This window comes from Azospirillaceae bacterium, from assembly GCA_028283825.1.
In the GTDB taxonomy this organism is placed as follows: Bacteria; Pseudomonadota; Alphaproteobacteria; order Azospirillales; family Azospirillaceae; genus Nitrospirillum.
Window position 1 is genome coordinate 95,183 of the sequence record JAPWJW010000005.1, and the last position, 15,559, is coordinate 110,741.

Sequence of the window (15,559 nt, forward strand, 5' to 3'; positions counted from 1 at the left end):
TACGCGACATGTCGACAATATCATTGGCGAAGCCGGCGGCCGCATCCGCGCTGGACAAGGTCTATTTCACCCGCTGCCCGGTGCCGACGGCCACCGGCCTGGCCTACAAGCTGGGCTGGCTGGGGCAGGAATTCGCCGCCGACGGCATCGCGGTGGAAACCTTGCAGGAGGGGGGGCAGCTGGAGCTGCGCCGCCACCATTACGACCATGAGCTGCCCACCCTGATCCGTGAGGGCGGCAACATGCTGGCGCTCGGCGCCCGGGCCCAGGGGGCGCCCACCCGCCTGATCGGCCTGACCTGGATCGACGAGTGGCAGTCCATCCTGGTGCGGGCCGACAGCGGCATCACCGAGCCGCATCATTTGAAGGGCAAGCGGCTGGCGCTGCCGTCCTACGCCAAGAACCCCATCCCCTCGCACGTGCGGGGCACCAGCATCGCCCGCGGCATGTCGCTGCACGGCTACAAGGGCGTGCTGACCAATGCCGGGCTGACCTTCGACGATGTCGAGTTCGTTGAGGTTCACGCCGGGGGCGAGGCCGGGCGGGGTGCGCGGGCGCCGGAGGGGCAGCGCGGCAACATCTGGCGCCTGTGGGCGCTGGATGAGCTGGCCGAGGGCAAGGTCGATGCCATCTACGTCAAGGGTGCCTCGGCCGTTGACGCCGCGCGGGAGTACGGCGTGGTGGTGGGCATCGATCTGGACCGGCTGCCGGAACGGCGCTTCCGCGTCAACAACGGCACGCCGCGTCCCATCACGGTGAATGAGGAACTGCTGGGCCGCCACTATGACGTGGTGGTGCGCTTCCTGGCCCAGACCCTGCGCGCCGCCGACTGGGCCCGCGACAACGCCGAGGGCGTGCAGGACATCCTCCAGGGTGAGACACGGGGCAGCCGCCAGGCGGTGACGGAGGCCTACGGCGCCGACTTCAACCGGCTGCTGCACCCCGATTTGTCGGAGGAGCGCCTGACGCTGTTCGAACAGCAGAAGAAGTTCCTGTGGCTGCACGGCTTCCTGGACCATGACTTCGACCTGCGCGCCTGGGCCGACCACCGGCCGCTGGCCGACGCCCGCCGGCTGCTGGACGACCGGGGCTGAGCCATGGGTAAGGCGATCAACGACGTCCTCCGCGCGGCGCTGCAGGTCCTGCCGCCAGTGGAGGGTGAGGAGCTGGTGCAGAAGAATGTGGCCGATGGGCTGAAGGCGGCCATGCGCCGGCTGGCGGCCGGGGTCGCGGTCATCACCCTGGCGGATGGGGAGGGGCTGGCCGGCACCACGGTCAGCTCGCTCACCTCCCTCTGCCTGGACCCGCCGGCCGTGCTGTTCTGCCTGAACCAGGGGGCCAGCCTGCACGACCGGCTGCTGCGCGCCGACACCTACGCCGTCAACCTGCTGTCGGCGGGGCAGGAGGAGGTGTCGCAGCGTTTCGCCGCCGCCGGCCCCGACCGCTTCACGCCTGGGGCGTGGGAGACGGTGCGGGGTGCCCCGTGCCTGAAGGGCGCGCAGGCCAACCTGGTCTGCCGGCTGGCGGTGGACCTGCCCTTCGGCACCCACCGCATCATCGTCGGCAAGGTGCTGTGGACGCGGGTGCGCGAACAGACCGACCCGCTGCTGTACGCCGACGGCGCCTACCGCGTTTTGGGCTGATCGGACCCGTCTTGGGGGGCGGGCGCCGAGCCATGCGCGCGGCGTCCGTTATATAAGAAATTTTAAATAATATAACAGACATCAGGGGAGCAAAAAGGATGTCATTCAAGCAAAAAATCAACGTCACGATGGGTGGACTGCTGGCGGGAACCCTGCTGGCCTCCGCCGCCCTGGCGGACACGGCCCCCGCGACGGATGCCGGCAATGACCTGTCGGAGATCGTGGTCACGGCGCTGAAACGCGAAACCCGCATCCAGGAAACCCCGGCCGCCGTCTCGGTGGTGTCGGATGACGCCCTGCGCAACGCCAACATCCGTGAGTTCGACGACCTGGCGCGGGAAATCCCCGGGCTGGAGATCACCGACGCCGGCCCCGGCCAGCGCCGCGTCGCCATCCGCGGCATCCGCAGCGCCGGCGACAGCCAGGTCGGCATCTATTACGACGAATCCCCGCTGGTGAACCCGCCGGGCACCACCAGCGATCCCGGCGCCAACACCAGCGATTTCCGCCTGTTCGACGTGGAACGGGTGGAGGCTTTGCGCGGTCCCCAGGGCACGCTCTACGGCGCCGGCGCCATGGGCGGCGCCATCCGCGTCATCTTCAAGAAGCCGACCTTCGATTATGAGGGCACGGTGGACGTCACCGGCACCACGGTGGATGGCGGCGGCGAGGGCTATCAGGTCAACGCCGCCATCAACGTGCCCCTGATCGACAACAAGCTGGCGGTGCGCGCGGCGGGCTTCAAGCAGTACAGCCCGGGCTGGATCAACAACCCCGGCCTGGGCCTGAAGAACGTCAATGACGACCAGTCTGAGGGCGGGCGCTTCCTGGCCCGCTTGCTGCCCACGGAATGGCTGACCCTGGACGCCCTGTTCTATTACCAGGACGACCAGGGCGGCCCCACCGGCTGGTCGCCCAGCGCCGGCCAGTACAATTCCATCGACAAGGCCTACCTGCCGTTCGACGACCGCACCCGCCTGGGCAGCCTGACGGCCAACGCGGACCTGGACGTGGCCAAGCTGACGGTCACCAGTTCGTACCAGAGCCGCAACTTCCTGATGACCCGGGACCCGAACTACCTGTTCTCCATCCTCAAGGCCACCTCGGCCATGCCGGGGCTGTATTACCAGCCGCAGTCGGTCACCGACTGGACCAATGAGGTGCGGTTGCAATCCAGTGAGCCCGGCCGCCTGCAATGGACGGTGGGTGGATACTTCGAGCACCGCAACGCCAACGTCCTGTCCGAAGGCCACGTCATCGACAAGGACGGCTTCGACGTCGATCCCGTGAAGCTCAGCCTGCAACGCTATATCGGCGACAAGCTGGACCAGGAGGCGGCGTTCGGCGAGGTGTCGTATGAGCTGATCGACAACCTGACCTTCACCCAGGGCCTGCGTTTCTACAACTACGACAAGACGGTTTCCGGCGCCACGACGGTGGGCCTGGCCGCCCTGGGCACGGCCGTCAGCCCCTACAAGGAATGGTCCACCAACAACCAGGGCCTGCTGTACAAGAGCAACCTCAGCTACAAGTTCTCCGACCAGGTCTTCGTCTATTTCCAGGCGGCGTCCGGCTTCCGCCCCGGCGGCATCAACCAGGCCATCGGCCTGGCGACGGCGGCCCCCTACCAGCCCGACAGCCTGTGGACCTATGAGGTCGGGGTGAAGACCAGCTTCCTGGACGACCACCTGTCGGTGAACCTGACCGGTTACCGCACCGACTGGGACAACATGCAGGTCAGCCTGAACAGCGGCACCTTCTCCTACCTCGGTAACGCCGGTTCCGCCCGCGTGCAGGGGCTGGAGGCGGAGGTAACGGCGACCCCCATCCCCGGCCTGCAAATCACGGCCAACGGCACGGTGCTGGGCGCCAACCTGACGGCGGACCAGATCGCCACCGGTGCTGTGGCATCCGCCACCACCGGCCGCGCCGGCGACCGCATCCCCAACATCCCGGAGCTGACCGCCACCCTGTCCGCCCAGTACGAATGGACCTTGGTGCCGGACTGGAAGGCCCTGGTGCGGGGCGACGGTTCCTACGTCGGGCCGTCATATTCCGACTTCCACCAGTCCAGCCAGTACCACGAGATCGGCGATTACACCGTGTTCAACGCCCGCGTGGGCGTGGAGCACCAGGGCTGGGGCTTCTTCCTGTTCGCCAACAACCTGCTGAACCGTGTGGCCCGCGTGTCCGCCGGCAACGTGCTGGGCGGTTCGCTGGAAACCGAGGTCACGCTGCCGCCGCGCACCATCGGCGCCAACCTCACCAAGTCGTTCTGATCCAGCAGGCCGGGACCCGGCAGGTGCCGGGCTCCGGCTTCCCCTCACAGGGCCCGGTAGCGCGTCAGCCCGTCCCGCCGCAGCTGGGCGATCACCTGCTGTTCCCAGGCGCTGTAGGCGGCGACGGCTTCGGCCGGCGGTGGCGCGGTGGGGCCCTTGGCGGGGGCCGGCGTGCCGTTCGCGGCGCCGTCCGGCGTGCCCGCCTGCAAGGGACCCAGGGCGTGGGCGTGCTCGGTGCCCAGCACGACCACGTCCTGCCATCCCATCTGCCGCAAGCCGGCGGCGGTGACCAGGGCGCGGACGCCGTCCAGGTCGGCCAGCACCAGCCGGGCGCCGGCCACGCCCACCTGCTGGTCCACCAGGGGCAACAGCCGGTCGCTGGGCAGGGGGCGGAAACCGGGGATCAGGCCGGCGCGGTGTTCTTCCCCGCCGCGCACGTCGAATTCATACAGGGTGCGGCCATCGTCCCGGCGCCATTGTTCCAGCGTCGTCCGGTCGATGGTGACGACGCCGGCCTTGTCCGCCAGCCGCCGCGCCTGGGTTTGCGCGGCCGCCACGGCGGCGGATGACACGGGCGGCTGGGTCCGCGCCTCGGCCAGCGGGTGGCCCGCCAGGCTCCAGCCGATGATGCCGTGCTGCAGGGCCGCCACCGGGTTGGGCACGCCGGCGTCGATCAGCAACTGCGCCATGATGATGCTGCGCGCGTGGCCGCCGCTGGCGGTGACGATGGTGGTGCGCGGCGACGGCGCCAGGTCGGCCAGCCGGTACAGGATCTCCGCCGCCGCCACCTTGACGGCACCGGGTATGCTCAAGGGGCCGGCCTCGGTCGCCGGTCCTACGTCGATGACGACCAAATCGTCGCCGGCGTCGATGCGGGCCTTCAGGTCCGGGGCGGTGATCAGGGGGGTGCTGCGCACATCCGCCACCCAGGCGCCGAAGGCCTTGCACGCCACGTTGGTGCCCCAGAACACCTCGCCGCCGGCCGCACTCCAGGCCGTCAGGCCGCCGGACAGGATGGTGATGTCGCGATACCCCAGTTGGGCCAAGGCCTGGGCCGCGCGCTTGTCGCGGCCGGCCGTGTCGCCCAGCAGCACGATGGGGGCGTCAAGCCGGGGAACCAGCGCCGCGATCTTGCGCTCAAGCGCCGGCAGGGGGACGGAGACGCTGCCGAAGGCGTGGCCCTCGGCGTACTCGATGGCGTCGCGGACATCCAGGAAGGCGGTCTCCCGTCCCTGGCGCAGATGCTGGCGCACCGTCGCGGCCTTGGCGGTGCGGATGCCGGGTGAGGTGGTTCGGAAAGGGGGGGAGGCAGTCATAACGGTCACCGCGGGAAAGGGGCGCTCAAACGGCGCTGTCGGTCGGCTGGGCGGGAGAAGTGGGCCGCACGTCGCGCGGTCCGGCGGGCCCGACATCGGTGGCCGGTGCCGTCCAGGCCTTCCCATCGGGGGACCGGATATGGATCGGGGCAGGGGGCGGGGATGCCCGCAAGGATGTAGCCGTTCAACCTTTCCCCCAATTCAACACGTGAAATTATGGATAAATATTCACAATCCACAGATTGAGAGTCAATTTTGAATTAATAACTATATTATAATGTTAAATATAAACGCGTTAAACCTTCGCGAGTGTTGCAATTCGCGCGAATGAATCTTATCTAAAAGGATTCCCTGGAATAACAGACGGCTAGCAAGGGGCGGCCGGGCGGCGGTGGCGGCCTAGATGTCGTACATCAGCACGAATTCGCGATCGTCCGACTTGCGCTGCATATCAGCGATGCTTGTTTGGTCCAGGATGTCCGCCATGGCGTCGCGCACGTCCAGCATCACGGCCCGGATGGCGCAGTTTCGCACATCCGTACAATCCTCGCAGGGCTTGAACGACCCCCGGCTGGCGCAGGCGATGGGGGCGATGGGGCCGTCCAGGATGCGGATGACCTGGCCGACCATGATGGTGTTGGCCGGCCGCGCCAGGGAATAACCGCCGCCGGGGCCCTTCTTGGAATTCAGGATGCCGTGCTTGCGCAATTCCAGCAGGATGGCGTCCAGGAATTTCTTGGGCAGCTGGTTCTTTTCGGCGATGTCCGAAATGAGGGAGGCGGGGCCGTCCGCGTTTTCCGCCAAGTAAATTAAGGCTTTAAGACCGTATTTCGCTTTATTGGATAACATATAGGTCTTCTAAGTCTTCAAGGCGGACGCCGGCTTGGCAAGCGTGAGGCCAAGGGCCCGGCCAGGGCAGGCGATTTAGAAAGTAGGCTAAATAGACTAATTTTCAATCGGCGTAAAAGAGTTTTGGGGGATGCGCCGACAGCGGAAAGCCGGGATAGGCCGCGCCCATGGCCGGGGGACGGCGTCGATCAGTGGATATATTGTCATTTATATTCGAATAACGCATGGGGCATGTACTAAGGCTTCGTATCGTCACGCGGGATGAAACAAGACCATCGCCCCCCACGCTGGGACGTTATTTATCGTGAGCATTCATGTATTCTCTCAGCGCCTGATTAATGCGGGTCTGATAGCCTCTCCCTCTGGGATGGGCGCGAAACCAGGCAATCAGATCCGCATCAAGACGTAGGGTCAACTGCGTCTTGATCGGTCGAAACATCATGCCACGCTTGGCATGGCTCCAATCAGTTTTCTCGGGCATGTCCGTCAGGTCGATTTGATCGTCCGGCATCGCCGCCAGGGCCGCGATTTCATCATGATCCAACTCGGCCTTGTTGCCGGGCACCACCAAGCGGGCTTTAGTGTTGATGGGGGCCGCTGATTTGCGCTTGTCGCTCATATTGTGCTCTCTCGCGTGGCGTGGCTTTGCGGGCGCTGATTATTCGTCCAGGTTCATTACTGTCGCTGGGCAATGTGTGGACCACGAATAAGGTCACCCCTGCCACCTGGGCCAGACTGCATATCGTATCGAAGCGATCCCCATCCGGGTGATCGTCCGGGTCCGTTAAAGCGTCAGGATCTTCAAGAGCGCGGGCTGCCGTATTGAAGCTGACGCGATGCTTCTTGAGGTTCGTGGCTGCTTTCTTAGGATCCCACGTCCAGTCCACCCAACTCTCCATGTAGTGACCAATATGTAACTACAAATGAGGCAAAATTCAAGCCCTGCCGGGAGGGGCGACTTGACAGGTTTGCTGGAAGGCCAGTGTGCGCCCACCGCCCCGTCAGATCGAGTAGTTGAAGGAGTTGTAGGACAGGTCGCTCAGCGTCTGGTCCAGCTGCTTGGTCGGCGCCCGGTTGCCGTCATCCACCTTCACCACCTTGGCCGGGATGCCGGCCACGGTGGAATAGGGCTCGGTCGAGCGCAGCACGACGGAGCCGGAGGCGACGCGGGTGTATTCGCCGATCTCGATATTGCCCAGGATCTTGGCGCCGGCGCCGATCAGGGCTCCTTTGCGCACCTTGGGGTGGCGGTCGCACACCTCTTTGCCGGTGCCGCCCAGGGTGACGTCCTGCAGCATGGTCACGTCGTCGCCCACCACCGCCGTCTCACCCACCACCAGGCCGGTAGCGTGGTCCAGGAAGACGCCCTGGCCGAAGGTGGCGGCCGGATGGATGTCGGTCTGGAACACCTCTGACGAGCGGCTTTGCAGGTACAGCGCGAAGTCGCGGGCACCGTTCAGCCACAGCCAGTGGGCCAGCCGGTGGGTCTGGATGGAATGGAAGCCCTTGAAATACAACACCGGCTCGATCAGCCGTTCGCACGCCGGGTCGCGGTCGGACACGGCGGCGATGTCGGCGCGCACGGCGGCGGCGATGGACGGATCGTCGGCCGAGGCCTGGTTGAAGGTGTCCACGATCAGCGCCTGGGACACCACGTCGTTCTTCAGGCGCGAGGCGATGCGGTGGAACACCGCGGATTCGAAGGAGGACTGGTTGATGATGGAATCAAGGAACAGCGGTCGCCAGCATGGGCGCCCCGGCCAGCCCGTCCTCGGCCTCTTGCCGGATGCGGTCCCACAGCGTGTCACCCGTCAACTGCGCCCCCGCTGTCTCACGACGCACCAAAGCCAGCCGTCCGCCCAGCACCACCATCGCCGTCCCCTACCTCACGCGACAGCGACGCGCTGTTGCCTGGAAGCTATAAATCCACCCGCCGGGCATCGGCAATCATGCAATGCTCAACGACTTGGCCCAATCCGGGGCCGAACGCTTGAGCGGTGCTCAAGGTTCCCCCGCGGACATATGTGGGTGGCCGCACGGGCCGATGCCACCCTCTCATATCGCCGAAATATTGCCCATAGCTTCTCAAATGTTTCCAATTCGGTCCGTGCAGGGCCGGGGTGCGTCCGACATCGGGGTGTTGGAAATCGCAATCATGGCCTGATATTGTCAGATCCGGTCAGTTGTTCCGGATCGGTCGGCCCGCCCCATGCCCTTCTACCAGCCCGATGAAGACGATCCCGATCTCCAAGAGGATGGCGATTTCGATCCTGAGACCGTGGCCCGCGCCGTCGCCGTCTTCGGCGGCCACATGGTCACCAAGGGGCTGGAGATGCCGGTGCATGTGCACGGCAAGGCCCAACTGGTCCTGACCCTGCGTGGCATCGTCCGGTGCGAGGCGGCACAGAGCGTCTGGATCGTGCCGCCGCGCTGTGCCGTGTGGATACCCGGCGGCGTGGCCCACAGCGTGACCATGGCCGGCGATGTCGAGGTCTATTGCCTGTTCGTGGAACCGGACGCTGCACCCACGCTGCCCAGGCAATGCTGCACCCTGTCGATCTCCCCCCTGCTGGAACATCTGCTGCTGCACGTGGCACGCATGCCGGTGCTGTACGACGTCGACGGCGCCGACGGCCGCATCGCCACCGTGCTGCTGGACCAGCTGTCGGCAGCACCGGTGGAAAAGCTGAACTTCCCCATGCCGGCGGACCTCAAGCTGCGCAAGGTCGCGGCCGCCCTGATGGCCGATCCCGCCGACCGCGCCACCATTGAGGACTGGGCCCGGCGCCTGGCCGTGGCGCCGCGCACCCTGACCCGCATCCTGCAGCGCGAAACGGGCATGAGTTTCGGCCGCTGGCGCCAGCAACTGCACATCCTGATCGCCCTGCAGCGCCTAGCCCAGGGGCGTCGGTCCAGGCGGTGGCGTTTGAGCTGGGGTATGAGGGCGCCAGCGCCTTCGTCACCATGTTCCGCAAGGCCCTGGGCAAACCGCCCGCCCGCTATCTGGCGGAACGCCGCGTCGCGGCCTAAAGTCCGATCGATTGACCGGATATGGCAATATATTGTCCCGCTTGCGGAATGTGGTCAGGTGCCGCGTTCCCTATCCTGCCCCCGACGCCGCGCCTGATGCGCCGGCGGGTTTTGGCAAGGAATGGGAAACGTGGATACACTCAGCAGCGGCCTGGTGGCGGACACCCTGAAACGGCTGCATGAAGAGGCGGAGGCGACCGACGCCGCCCTGGCGCAGGCCCATGGCGATGTCATGGACGATCCGGACCGCATGATCAGCCAGTTCATCGAGGCCGAAACCCGGGACCTGGCCGGGCTATACCATGGCCTGGCCGGCAATTTCCTGACCGTCTCGCCGGAATTCGGGCGTTTCCTCTACATGTGCGCCCGTGCCTGCAAGGCCACGCGCATTGTGGAGTTCGGATCCTCCATGGGCATCTCCGCCATCTACCTGGCGGCGGCGCTGCGCGACATGGGCGGCGGCCAACTGATCGGCACGGATCTGGAGCCGACCAAGGCGGTGCGGGCGCGGGCGAACCTGGCCGCCGCCGGCCTGGCCGACCTGGTGGAAATCCGGGTGGGCGACGCGCGCGAAACCCTGAAGGACGGCATCGGCGGCGACATCGACATGGTGATGCTGGATGGGGCCTTCACCCTGTACCTGCCCATCCTGAAACTGCTGGAACCGCACCTGAAGCCCGGCGCGCTGATCATCGGTGAGAACGCCTTCGCGCAGGCGCCCGGCTACATCGATCATGTGCGCGATCCCCGCAACGGCTATCTCTCCCTGCCGCTGCCCTTTGATAACTGGCGCGGCAACGAGTTCACGCTGAAGACGGGGTAAGGGGTCTTACGCCCGGTCCCGGGCTACGGCGTTGAGGATGGCGCGGCTGCGCTCCGTGGCCAGCATCGCCGCCACATCCGGGATCAGGCGGCGGCGCCAGTTGGGCCGCTCCCGGTCCGTGCCGGGCAGGTTCACGGCCTCGGCCTCGCCGGCCAGGTCGTCGGCCTGGGCCAGCATCAGGGTCGATGGGGCGGCCGCCACGAAGGCGTGGATGGCGGCGGCGACGGAATCATCCATCTCGCCATCCAGCGGGCCGATCTCGCTCAGCAGGCCGGCACCGACCAGCTGGTCCAGCAGGCCGCGCTTCTCCTCCTGCCGATTGGTGCGGGCGGCGGTTTCCGCCACCTCATCCAGCAGGCCCAGGCTGCGTTTTTCCGCGATGTCGGCGCCGGTCCACCAGCCGGCCAGGGTGGGCAGGTCGTGGGTGGAGACGCAGGCCGCGGCGTTGGCGGGCCAGCGTGCCGGGTCGCGGACGCGTTCGCCCTCACGCTCGAACCACAGCACGCGATAGGACAGCATGCCGGCGTCGGCCAGCCGCTCGCGGAAACCTTCGGGCACGGTGCCCAGATCCTCCCCCACCACGGCCACGCCGGCGCGGTGGCTTTCCAGCAGCGTGCGGGCCAGCAGCAGCTCGAACGGCGCCTGGACATAGGCGCCGTCGCGGCCCGAGGCGCCGTTGGGCACCCAGAACAGGCGCCGCAAGCCCATGACATGGTCGATGCGGATCATGCCGGCATGGCGCATGTTGGCCGCCAGCAACTCAGCGAAATCGGCGCCGGCGCTGGCCTCCTGCACCAAGGGGTTGGGGGGCGGCAGGTTCCACACCTGGCCTTGCGCCGAGAACAGGTCCGGCGGCGCGCCGATGGAGGCGCCCAGGGCGAAGGCGCCCGGCGCCCCCCAGGTTTCCGCCCCGTCGGGGGCCGCCCCCACCGCCAGGTCGCGGTAGAAACCCAGGCCCAGGCCACCCTCGCGCGCGGCCCGGTCGGCGGCGGCCAACTGCCGGTCGGCCGTCCATTGCAGCCAGATGTGGAAGTCGGCCTCTGGTGCCGCGACGGCGGCGTCTGGCGTGCGCGCCGCTTCCGGCCAGGCGCTCCACGGCCCGGCGTGGGTGTCGGCCAGCACTTCGAACCGGGCGAAGCGTTCCAGGCTGGCGCCGCCCGCCTGGCGGAAGGTGGCCAGATCCCGCACGGCCGCGTGGTCGGGTTGGCGCCGGGCCAGGTCCTGGAAACCGGCGAAGGCGGCGGCCAAAGCCTGCCGCTTCAGGGCCCACACTGCCGGGTAGTCGATGGCGCGCAAGGCCGACAGCCGCGCCATCGCCGCCGCCTCCTGGGCCAGCAGGCCGGCGGCGGCGCCTGCCGGATCGGCATCGCCCAAGGCGGTGGCGTCGATATAGATCGGGTCCAGGAACCGCCGGTCGGAGGGGTGATAGGGGCTGGCGCGCTCCCGATCATTGCCGAACAGGGCGTGCAGCGGGTTGATGCCGACGGTCACCGCGCCCAAGGCGCCGGCCCCGGCGCCCAGTTGTGCCAGGGTAGTGAAGTCGCCCGTTCCCTGGTCGCCGTCCCGGCGCACGGCATAGAGATGGGCGCCGATGCCGAAACGCCGTCTGTCCGCCAAGGCTGGGGGTTGGAAGGCACGGGAAGGCGCCACCACCAGGGTCGTGGCCATCTCCGGCCTGCCGGCCAGGCTCAGGCGGTGAATACCGGCTGGCAGGCCGGCGATGACGATCTCGACCGATGCACCGCGCCGCCCGTCCGGCGCGGTGAAGGGCAGGCGGCGGCCGTCCAGCGCCGCCTTGAACTCCGTCGTCTCACCACTCTCCAGGTGCAGCACCAGGTCCAAGGCGTTGCCGCCCGCCGCCGGCACGGCCAGGCGGAGGGGCTGTTACCGCCGTTCCCACCACCGTGCGGGGCAGGGGGCGGAAGGGGCCCTCCCGCGACAGCCGCTCCAGCCCGTCGCGCACGGCGCCCAGGGTGCCCGCGTCCAGGCCCATGGCGCCCAGCAGGGCGCGCTTGCTGTCGTCCGGTACGGGGTGATGCCCGCCCATCTCATCCCACCAGTCGGGTGCGATGCCGGCGGCGCGGGCATAGCGGTCCAGCAGGTCGGCCGTGGGCGGCGCCTGCCGCCGGCCTTCGTCATCCGCCCGTTCCGCCAGCACGACCACGCTGCGCGGTCCGATGGTCAGGGCGTCGCCGACGGGTGCCGGTTCCTTTTCGTCCTCCCCGCCGCTGTCCAACGCCACCTGCCAGCTATGGCCGGCGCGGTTCCAGGGTGGGGTGATACGCTGTTCCTGCCATCCCCGGTTCAGGATGACGGCCACGCGGTCGGTGGCGCCCTCGCCGGCAGGGCTGGCGAACACCGCGACCAGGGGGCCGTCCTGGCTCCAGTCGTCGCCGGTCAGGACCTGGCCGTCGGCGCGGAGCCATTCCACGTCGGGCACGCCGTCAGCATCGACATCGCCGGTCAGGAAACGATCACCGCGCAGGGCGGGGTGGGCTTGGCGCAGGGCGATGGTGCTGCGGGTGAAGTCGTACAGGCCGGTATCGATGGCGCCGTGGTCCAGCCAGTTCAGGCGGTTGTCCTGGGCGTAGGCGTTGTTGTTGCCGTCCTGGCTGCGTCCCGCCTCTGCCCCCATGCCCAGCATGGGCGTGCCGCGCGCCACCAGCAGCGTGGCGATCAGGGCGCGCTGGTCGTGGCGGCGGGCATTGATGACGCCCGGGTCATCGCTCGGCCCCTCCACCCCGTGGTTCCAGCTGGCGTTGTCGTTGGTGCCGTCGCGGTTGTCCTCGCCGTTGGCCTCATTATGCTTGGCCTGATAGGTGACCAGGTCCGCCAGGCTGAAGCCGTCATGGGCGACGATGAAGTTGACGCTGCGCGATGGCCGGCGCTTGGCATGGAACAGATCGGCGGACCCCGCCAGCCGCGTGGCCAGCGCGCCCAGCTTGCCGCCATCACCGCGCCAGAAATGGCGGATGTCATCGCGGAAGCGGTCGTTCCATTCACCCCAGCCGGCGGGGAAATCGCCGGGGTGGTAGCCGCCGGGGCCGATGTCCCACGGCTCCGCGATCAGTTTCAGGTCGCGCAACAGCGGATCCTGGCGCAGCGCCGACAGGAAGGGGCTGGCCGGGTCGAAGCCGCTGTCGGTCCGGCCCAGGGTGGCCGCCAGGTCGAAGCGGAAGCCGTCCAGCCCGGCGCGGGTGGCCCAGAGGCGCAGGGCGTCCAGCGCCAGGCGCATCATGGCCGGCCGGTCCACCGGCAGGGTGTTGCCGCAGCCGGTGTCGTTGACGTTGTAGCGCCGGTTGTCGGGCCGCAGGCGGTAGTAACGCTCATTGTCCAGGCCGCGCAGGCTGAGGGTGGGGCCCAGCTCGTCGGACTCGCCGGAATGGTTCAGCACCACGTCCAGGATCACCTCGATGCCGGCGGCGTGCAGGGCGGCTACGGCGCCGCGCACCTCCGCCCAGCCGCCGGGGGCCAGGCGCGGGTCGGGCGCGCAGAAGGCGATGGGGTTGTAGCCCCAGGCGTTGCTGAGGTTCAGGGGGCCCAGATGGCGCTCATCCACCCAGGCCATGGCCGGCAGGATCTCCAGCGTGGTGACGCCCAGGCGTTTCAGGTAATCCACCGCCGCCGGGTGGGCGAGCCCCGCGAAGGTGCCGCGGATATCCTCCGGCACGTCCGGATGCAGGGCGGTGAAACCCTTGGGGTGGCATTCATAGATGACGGTCTGGTCCCAGGGCACGCGGGGCCGCGCCACCGGGCCGGGATCGAAATGGGGCTCCACCACCGCCTTGGGCACGAAGGGGGCGCTGTCCACCTGGTCGGCCGTCAGGTCCGCGTCCGGGTCGCCCAGGCGGTGGCTGAACTGGCTGGCGTGCAGGGTGAACGCGGCGTCCAATTTGGTGGCGTACGGGTCCAGCAGCAGCTTGGCCGGGTTGAAGCGATGGCCGGCGCCGGGATCGAACGGCCCATGGGCCCGCAGGCCGTAGCGCTGCCCCGCCTTGATGCCCCTGATGAAACCATGGAAGACGTCGCCCGTCCGCTCCACCAACGGCAGGCGCGCCACCTCGGTCTCGCCATCGAACAGGCAGAACTCGATGGCTGTCGCATGGGCGGAATGGACCGCCACGTTGACGCCATCGGCCGTCAGTGTGACGCCCAGGGGTTCGGGGCTGCCGGGCAGATCACTCACGACAACAGGTCGCGGTACAGGGCGGCGTAGCGGCGCGCCGGGATGGTCCAGGACACGTCGGTCGCCATGGCGTTGCGGCGCAGGCGCTTCCAGGCGGCATGGTCGGCGTACAGGGCCGACGTGCGCTGGATCGCCCCCTCCAGCGCCAGGGTGCTGGTGGGCTGGAAGCGCACGCCGGTACCCACGCCGGCTGCGATCGCCATCTCATTGGCGTCGATCACCGTGTCGGCCAGGCCGCCGACGCTGGAGACGACGGGGATGGCGCCGTAGCGCAGGGCGTACAGCTGGGTCAGGCCACAGGGTTCGAACCGCGAGGGCACGATCAGGGCTTCCGCCCCCGCCTGGATCAGATGGGCCAGCGGTTCGTCATAGCCGATGACACAGCCGATGCGGCCGGGATGGGCGGCGGCGGCGTTGCGGTAGCCGCGCTCCAGCACCTGGTCGCCGGCCCCCAGCAGCACCAGCTGGCCGCCGGCGGCGATCAGGGTGGGGATGGCCTCCAGCAGCAGATCCAGGCCCTTCTGCCAGGACAGGCGGCTGACCACGCCGAACACCAGGGCGTCCGGATCCTCGGCCAGGCCGAAACGTTGCTGCAGCGTCGCCTTGGCCGCCGCCCGGCCCTTGAGGTGCCGGGAAGAGAAGGGGGCGGGCAGGAAGGGGTCGTTGGCCGGATCCCAGATGGTGGTGTCGACACCGTTGATGATGCCCGACACGTCGGCGGCGCGGGCGCGCAGCAGGCCGTCCAGGCCCATGCCGGCCTCCGGCCCCCGGATCTCCTGCGCGTAGGTGGGGGAGACGGTGGTGATGCGGTTGGCCAGTTGCAGGCCGGCCTTCAGGTAACCGATGCCGCCGTAATACTCGACGCCGTCCATGCCGAAGGAATGCGGCGGCAGGCCCAGGCGGTGCAGCAGCGTGGCCTCGAACTGGCCCTGGAAGGCCAGGTTGTGCACTGTCATGACGGACGGTGTCTGCACCCACTGGTCATACACCATGTAGGCCGGCGCCAGGCCGGTCTGCCAGTCGTGGGCGTGGACGATGTCGGGGCGGGGCACGCCGCCCCGGCCCAGGCCGACCTCCGCCGCCGCGCGCGACAAGGCGGCGAAGCGCAGGGCGTTGTCCGACCAGTCGCGCCCGTCCGGCCCCAGATAGGGGTTGCCCGCCCGGGCGTAGAGGTGGGGTGCGTCCACCACGATCAGGTCCAGCCCCTGGGCCGTGCCGGCGATCAGCCGCGCCGGGCCGCCGAACAGCTCGCCAAAGGCGTGGACCTCGCGCCCATTCTCCAAGGCGGACATCACGGCGGGATATCCCGGCACCATGGTGGTGACGGCCACGTCCTCGGCCGCCAACGCCCCCGGCAGGGCCCCCACCACATCCGCCAAGCCCCCGGTCTTGATCAGGGGAAACACTTCCGACGCGACCGAGAGCACGGAGAT

At 68.2% G+C, this 15,559-nt stretch carries 13 protein-coding genes; 5 read left to right on the forward strand and 8 right to left on the reverse strand.

The annotated features are described in order from the left end of the window. Window positions 1–8 precede the first annotated feature (8 nt). From PW843_27280 to PW843_27290, 3 genes are all read left to right on the forward strand, one after another. Window positions 9–1,094, forward strand: a complete 1,086-nt coding sequence (locus PW843_27280) for an ABC transporter substrate-binding protein (GenBank protein MDE1150270.1) — start codon at window positions 9–11, stop codon at window positions 1,092–1,094. Between the two features lie 3 nt (window positions 1,095–1,097). Further along, on the forward strand, window positions 1,098–1,643 hold the full coding sequence (locus tag PW843_27285) for a flavin reductase family protein (GenBank protein ID MDE1150271.1): 546 nt from the start codon (window positions 1,098–1,100) through the stop codon (window positions 1,641–1,643). A 98-nt stretch (window positions 1,644–1,741) separates the two neighbouring features. Next, window positions 1,742–3,922, forward strand: coding sequence for a TonB-dependent receptor (locus PW843_27290; GenBank protein MDE1150272.1), 2,181 nt, complete (start codon window positions 1,742–1,744; stop codon window positions 3,920–3,922). 44 nt (window positions 3,923–3,966) lie between these two features. Here the strand turns inward: PW843_27290 and PW843_27295 are convergent, their stop codons facing one another. The 5 genes from PW843_27295 to cysE all read right to left on the reverse strand — a co-directional run bounded on the left by PW843_27295 (window position 3,967) and on the right by cysE (window position 7,778). Further along, window positions 3,967–5,238, reverse strand: coding sequence for a rhodanese-like domain-containing protein (locus PW843_27295; protein ID MDE1150273.1), 1,272 nt, complete (start codon window positions 5,236–5,238; stop codon window positions 3,967–3,969). A gap of 399 nt (window positions 5,239–5,637) precedes the next feature. Further along, complete coding sequence (locus tag PW843_27300) at window positions 5,638–6,087, reverse strand: Rrf2 family transcriptional regulator (GenBank protein MDE1150274.1); 450 nt, start codon at window positions 6,085–6,087, stop codon at window positions 5,638–5,640. Between the two features lie 295 nt (window positions 6,088–6,382). After that, the gene (locus tag PW843_27305) at window positions 6,383–6,706 is read right to left on the reverse strand and encodes a BrnA antitoxin family protein (protein ID MDE1150275.1); all 324 of its coding nucleotides are present in this window, start codon (window positions 6,704–6,706) and stop codon (window positions 6,383–6,385) included. Then, the gene (locus PW843_27310) at window positions 6,666–6,986 is read right to left on the reverse strand and encodes a BrnT family toxin (protein MDE1150276.1); all 321 of its coding nucleotides are present in this window, start codon (window positions 6,984–6,986) and stop codon (window positions 6,666–6,668) included. The genes PW843_27305 and PW843_27310 overlap by 41 nt, the downstream gene beginning before the upstream one ends. Window positions 6,987–7,088: 102 nt before the next feature. Beyond that, window positions 7,089–7,778 (reverse strand): serine O-acetyltransferase, encoded by a 690-nt coding sequence (gene cysE, locus PW843_27315; protein ID MDE1150277.1) that lies wholly within the window; start codon window positions 7,776–7,778, stop codon window positions 7,089–7,091. Window positions 7,779–8,296: 518 nt separating this feature from the next. On the opposite strand from cysE, the gene PW843_27320 reads away from it, so the two are divergent. Then, on the forward strand, window positions 8,297–9,214 hold the full coding sequence (locus tag PW843_27320; protein MDE1150278.1) for a helix-turn-helix transcriptional regulator: 918 nt from the start codon (window positions 8,297–8,299) through the stop codon (window positions 9,212–9,214). 24 nt (window positions 9,215–9,238) lie between these two features. After that, window positions 9,239–9,940 carry a class I SAM-dependent methyltransferase gene (locus PW843_27325; protein MDE1150279.1) on the forward strand — a complete coding sequence of 234 codons (702 nt, stop codon included), beginning with the start codon at window positions 9,239–9,241 and terminating at the stop codon, window positions 9,938–9,940. 6 nt (window positions 9,941–9,946) lie between these two features. Here the strand turns inward: PW843_27325 and malQ are convergent, their stop codons facing one another. Genes malQ through glgA form a run of 3 tightly spaced genes read right to left on the reverse strand, consistent with a single transcriptional unit; the run spans window position 9,947 to window position 15,559 of the window. Further along, window positions 9,947–11,773, reverse strand: coding sequence for a 4-alpha-glucanotransferase (gene malQ, locus PW843_27330; protein ID MDE1150280.1), 1,827 nt, complete (start codon window positions 11,771–11,773; stop codon window positions 9,947–9,949). Continuing rightward, complete coding sequence (gene glgX, locus PW843_27335) at window positions 11,751–14,126, reverse strand: glycogen debranching protein GlgX (GenBank protein ID MDE1150281.1); 2,376 nt, start codon at window positions 14,124–14,126, stop codon at window positions 11,751–11,753. The genes malQ and glgX overlap by 23 nt, the downstream gene beginning before the upstream one ends. Further along, window positions 14,123–15,559 carry a glycogen synthase GlgA gene (gene glgA / locus PW843_27340; GenBank protein MDE1150282.1) on the reverse strand — a complete coding sequence of 479 codons (1,437 nt, stop codon included), beginning with the start codon at window positions 15,557–15,559 and terminating at the stop codon, window positions 14,123–14,125. Before glgA ends, glgX begins: the two co-directional genes overlap by 4 nt.

What these genes read in the sequence shown, in the direction of transcription:
- PW843_27280 (MDE1150270.1), top strand. Translation starts at nt 9, where the DNA reads ATGTCGACAATATCATTGGCGAAGCCGGCGGCCGCATCCGCGCTGGAC.
- PW843_27285 (MDE1150271.1), top strand. Translation starts at nt 1,098, where the DNA reads ATGGGTAAGGCGATCAACGACGTCCTCCGCGCGGCGCTGCAGGTCCTG.
- PW843_27290 (MDE1150272.1), top strand. Translation starts at nt 1,742, where the DNA reads ATGTCATTCAAGCAAAAAATCAACGTCACGATGGGTGGACTGCTGGCG.
- PW843_27295 (MDE1150273.1), bottom strand. Translation starts at nt 5,238, where the DNA reads ATGACTGCCTCCCCCCCTTTCCGAACCACCTCACCCGGCATCCGCACC.
- PW843_27300 (MDE1150274.1), bottom strand. Translation starts at nt 6,087, where the DNA reads ATGTTATCCAATAAAGCGAAATACGGTCTTAAAGCCTTAATTTACTTG.
- PW843_27305 (MDE1150275.1), bottom strand. Translation starts at nt 6,706, where the DNA reads ATGAGCGACAAGCGCAAATCAGCGGCCCCCATCAACACTAAAGCCCGC.
- PW843_27310 (MDE1150276.1), bottom strand. Translation starts at nt 6,986, where the DNA reads ATGGAGAGTTGGGTGGACTGGACGTGGGATCCTAAGAAAGCAGCCACG.
- PW843_27320 (MDE1150278.1), top strand. Translation starts at nt 8,297, where the DNA reads ATGCCCTTCTACCAGCCCGATGAAGACGATCCCGATCTCCAAGAGGAT.
- PW843_27325 (MDE1150279.1), top strand. Translation starts at nt 9,239, where the DNA reads ATGGGAAACGTGGATACACTCAGCAGCGGCCTGGTGGCGGACACCCTG.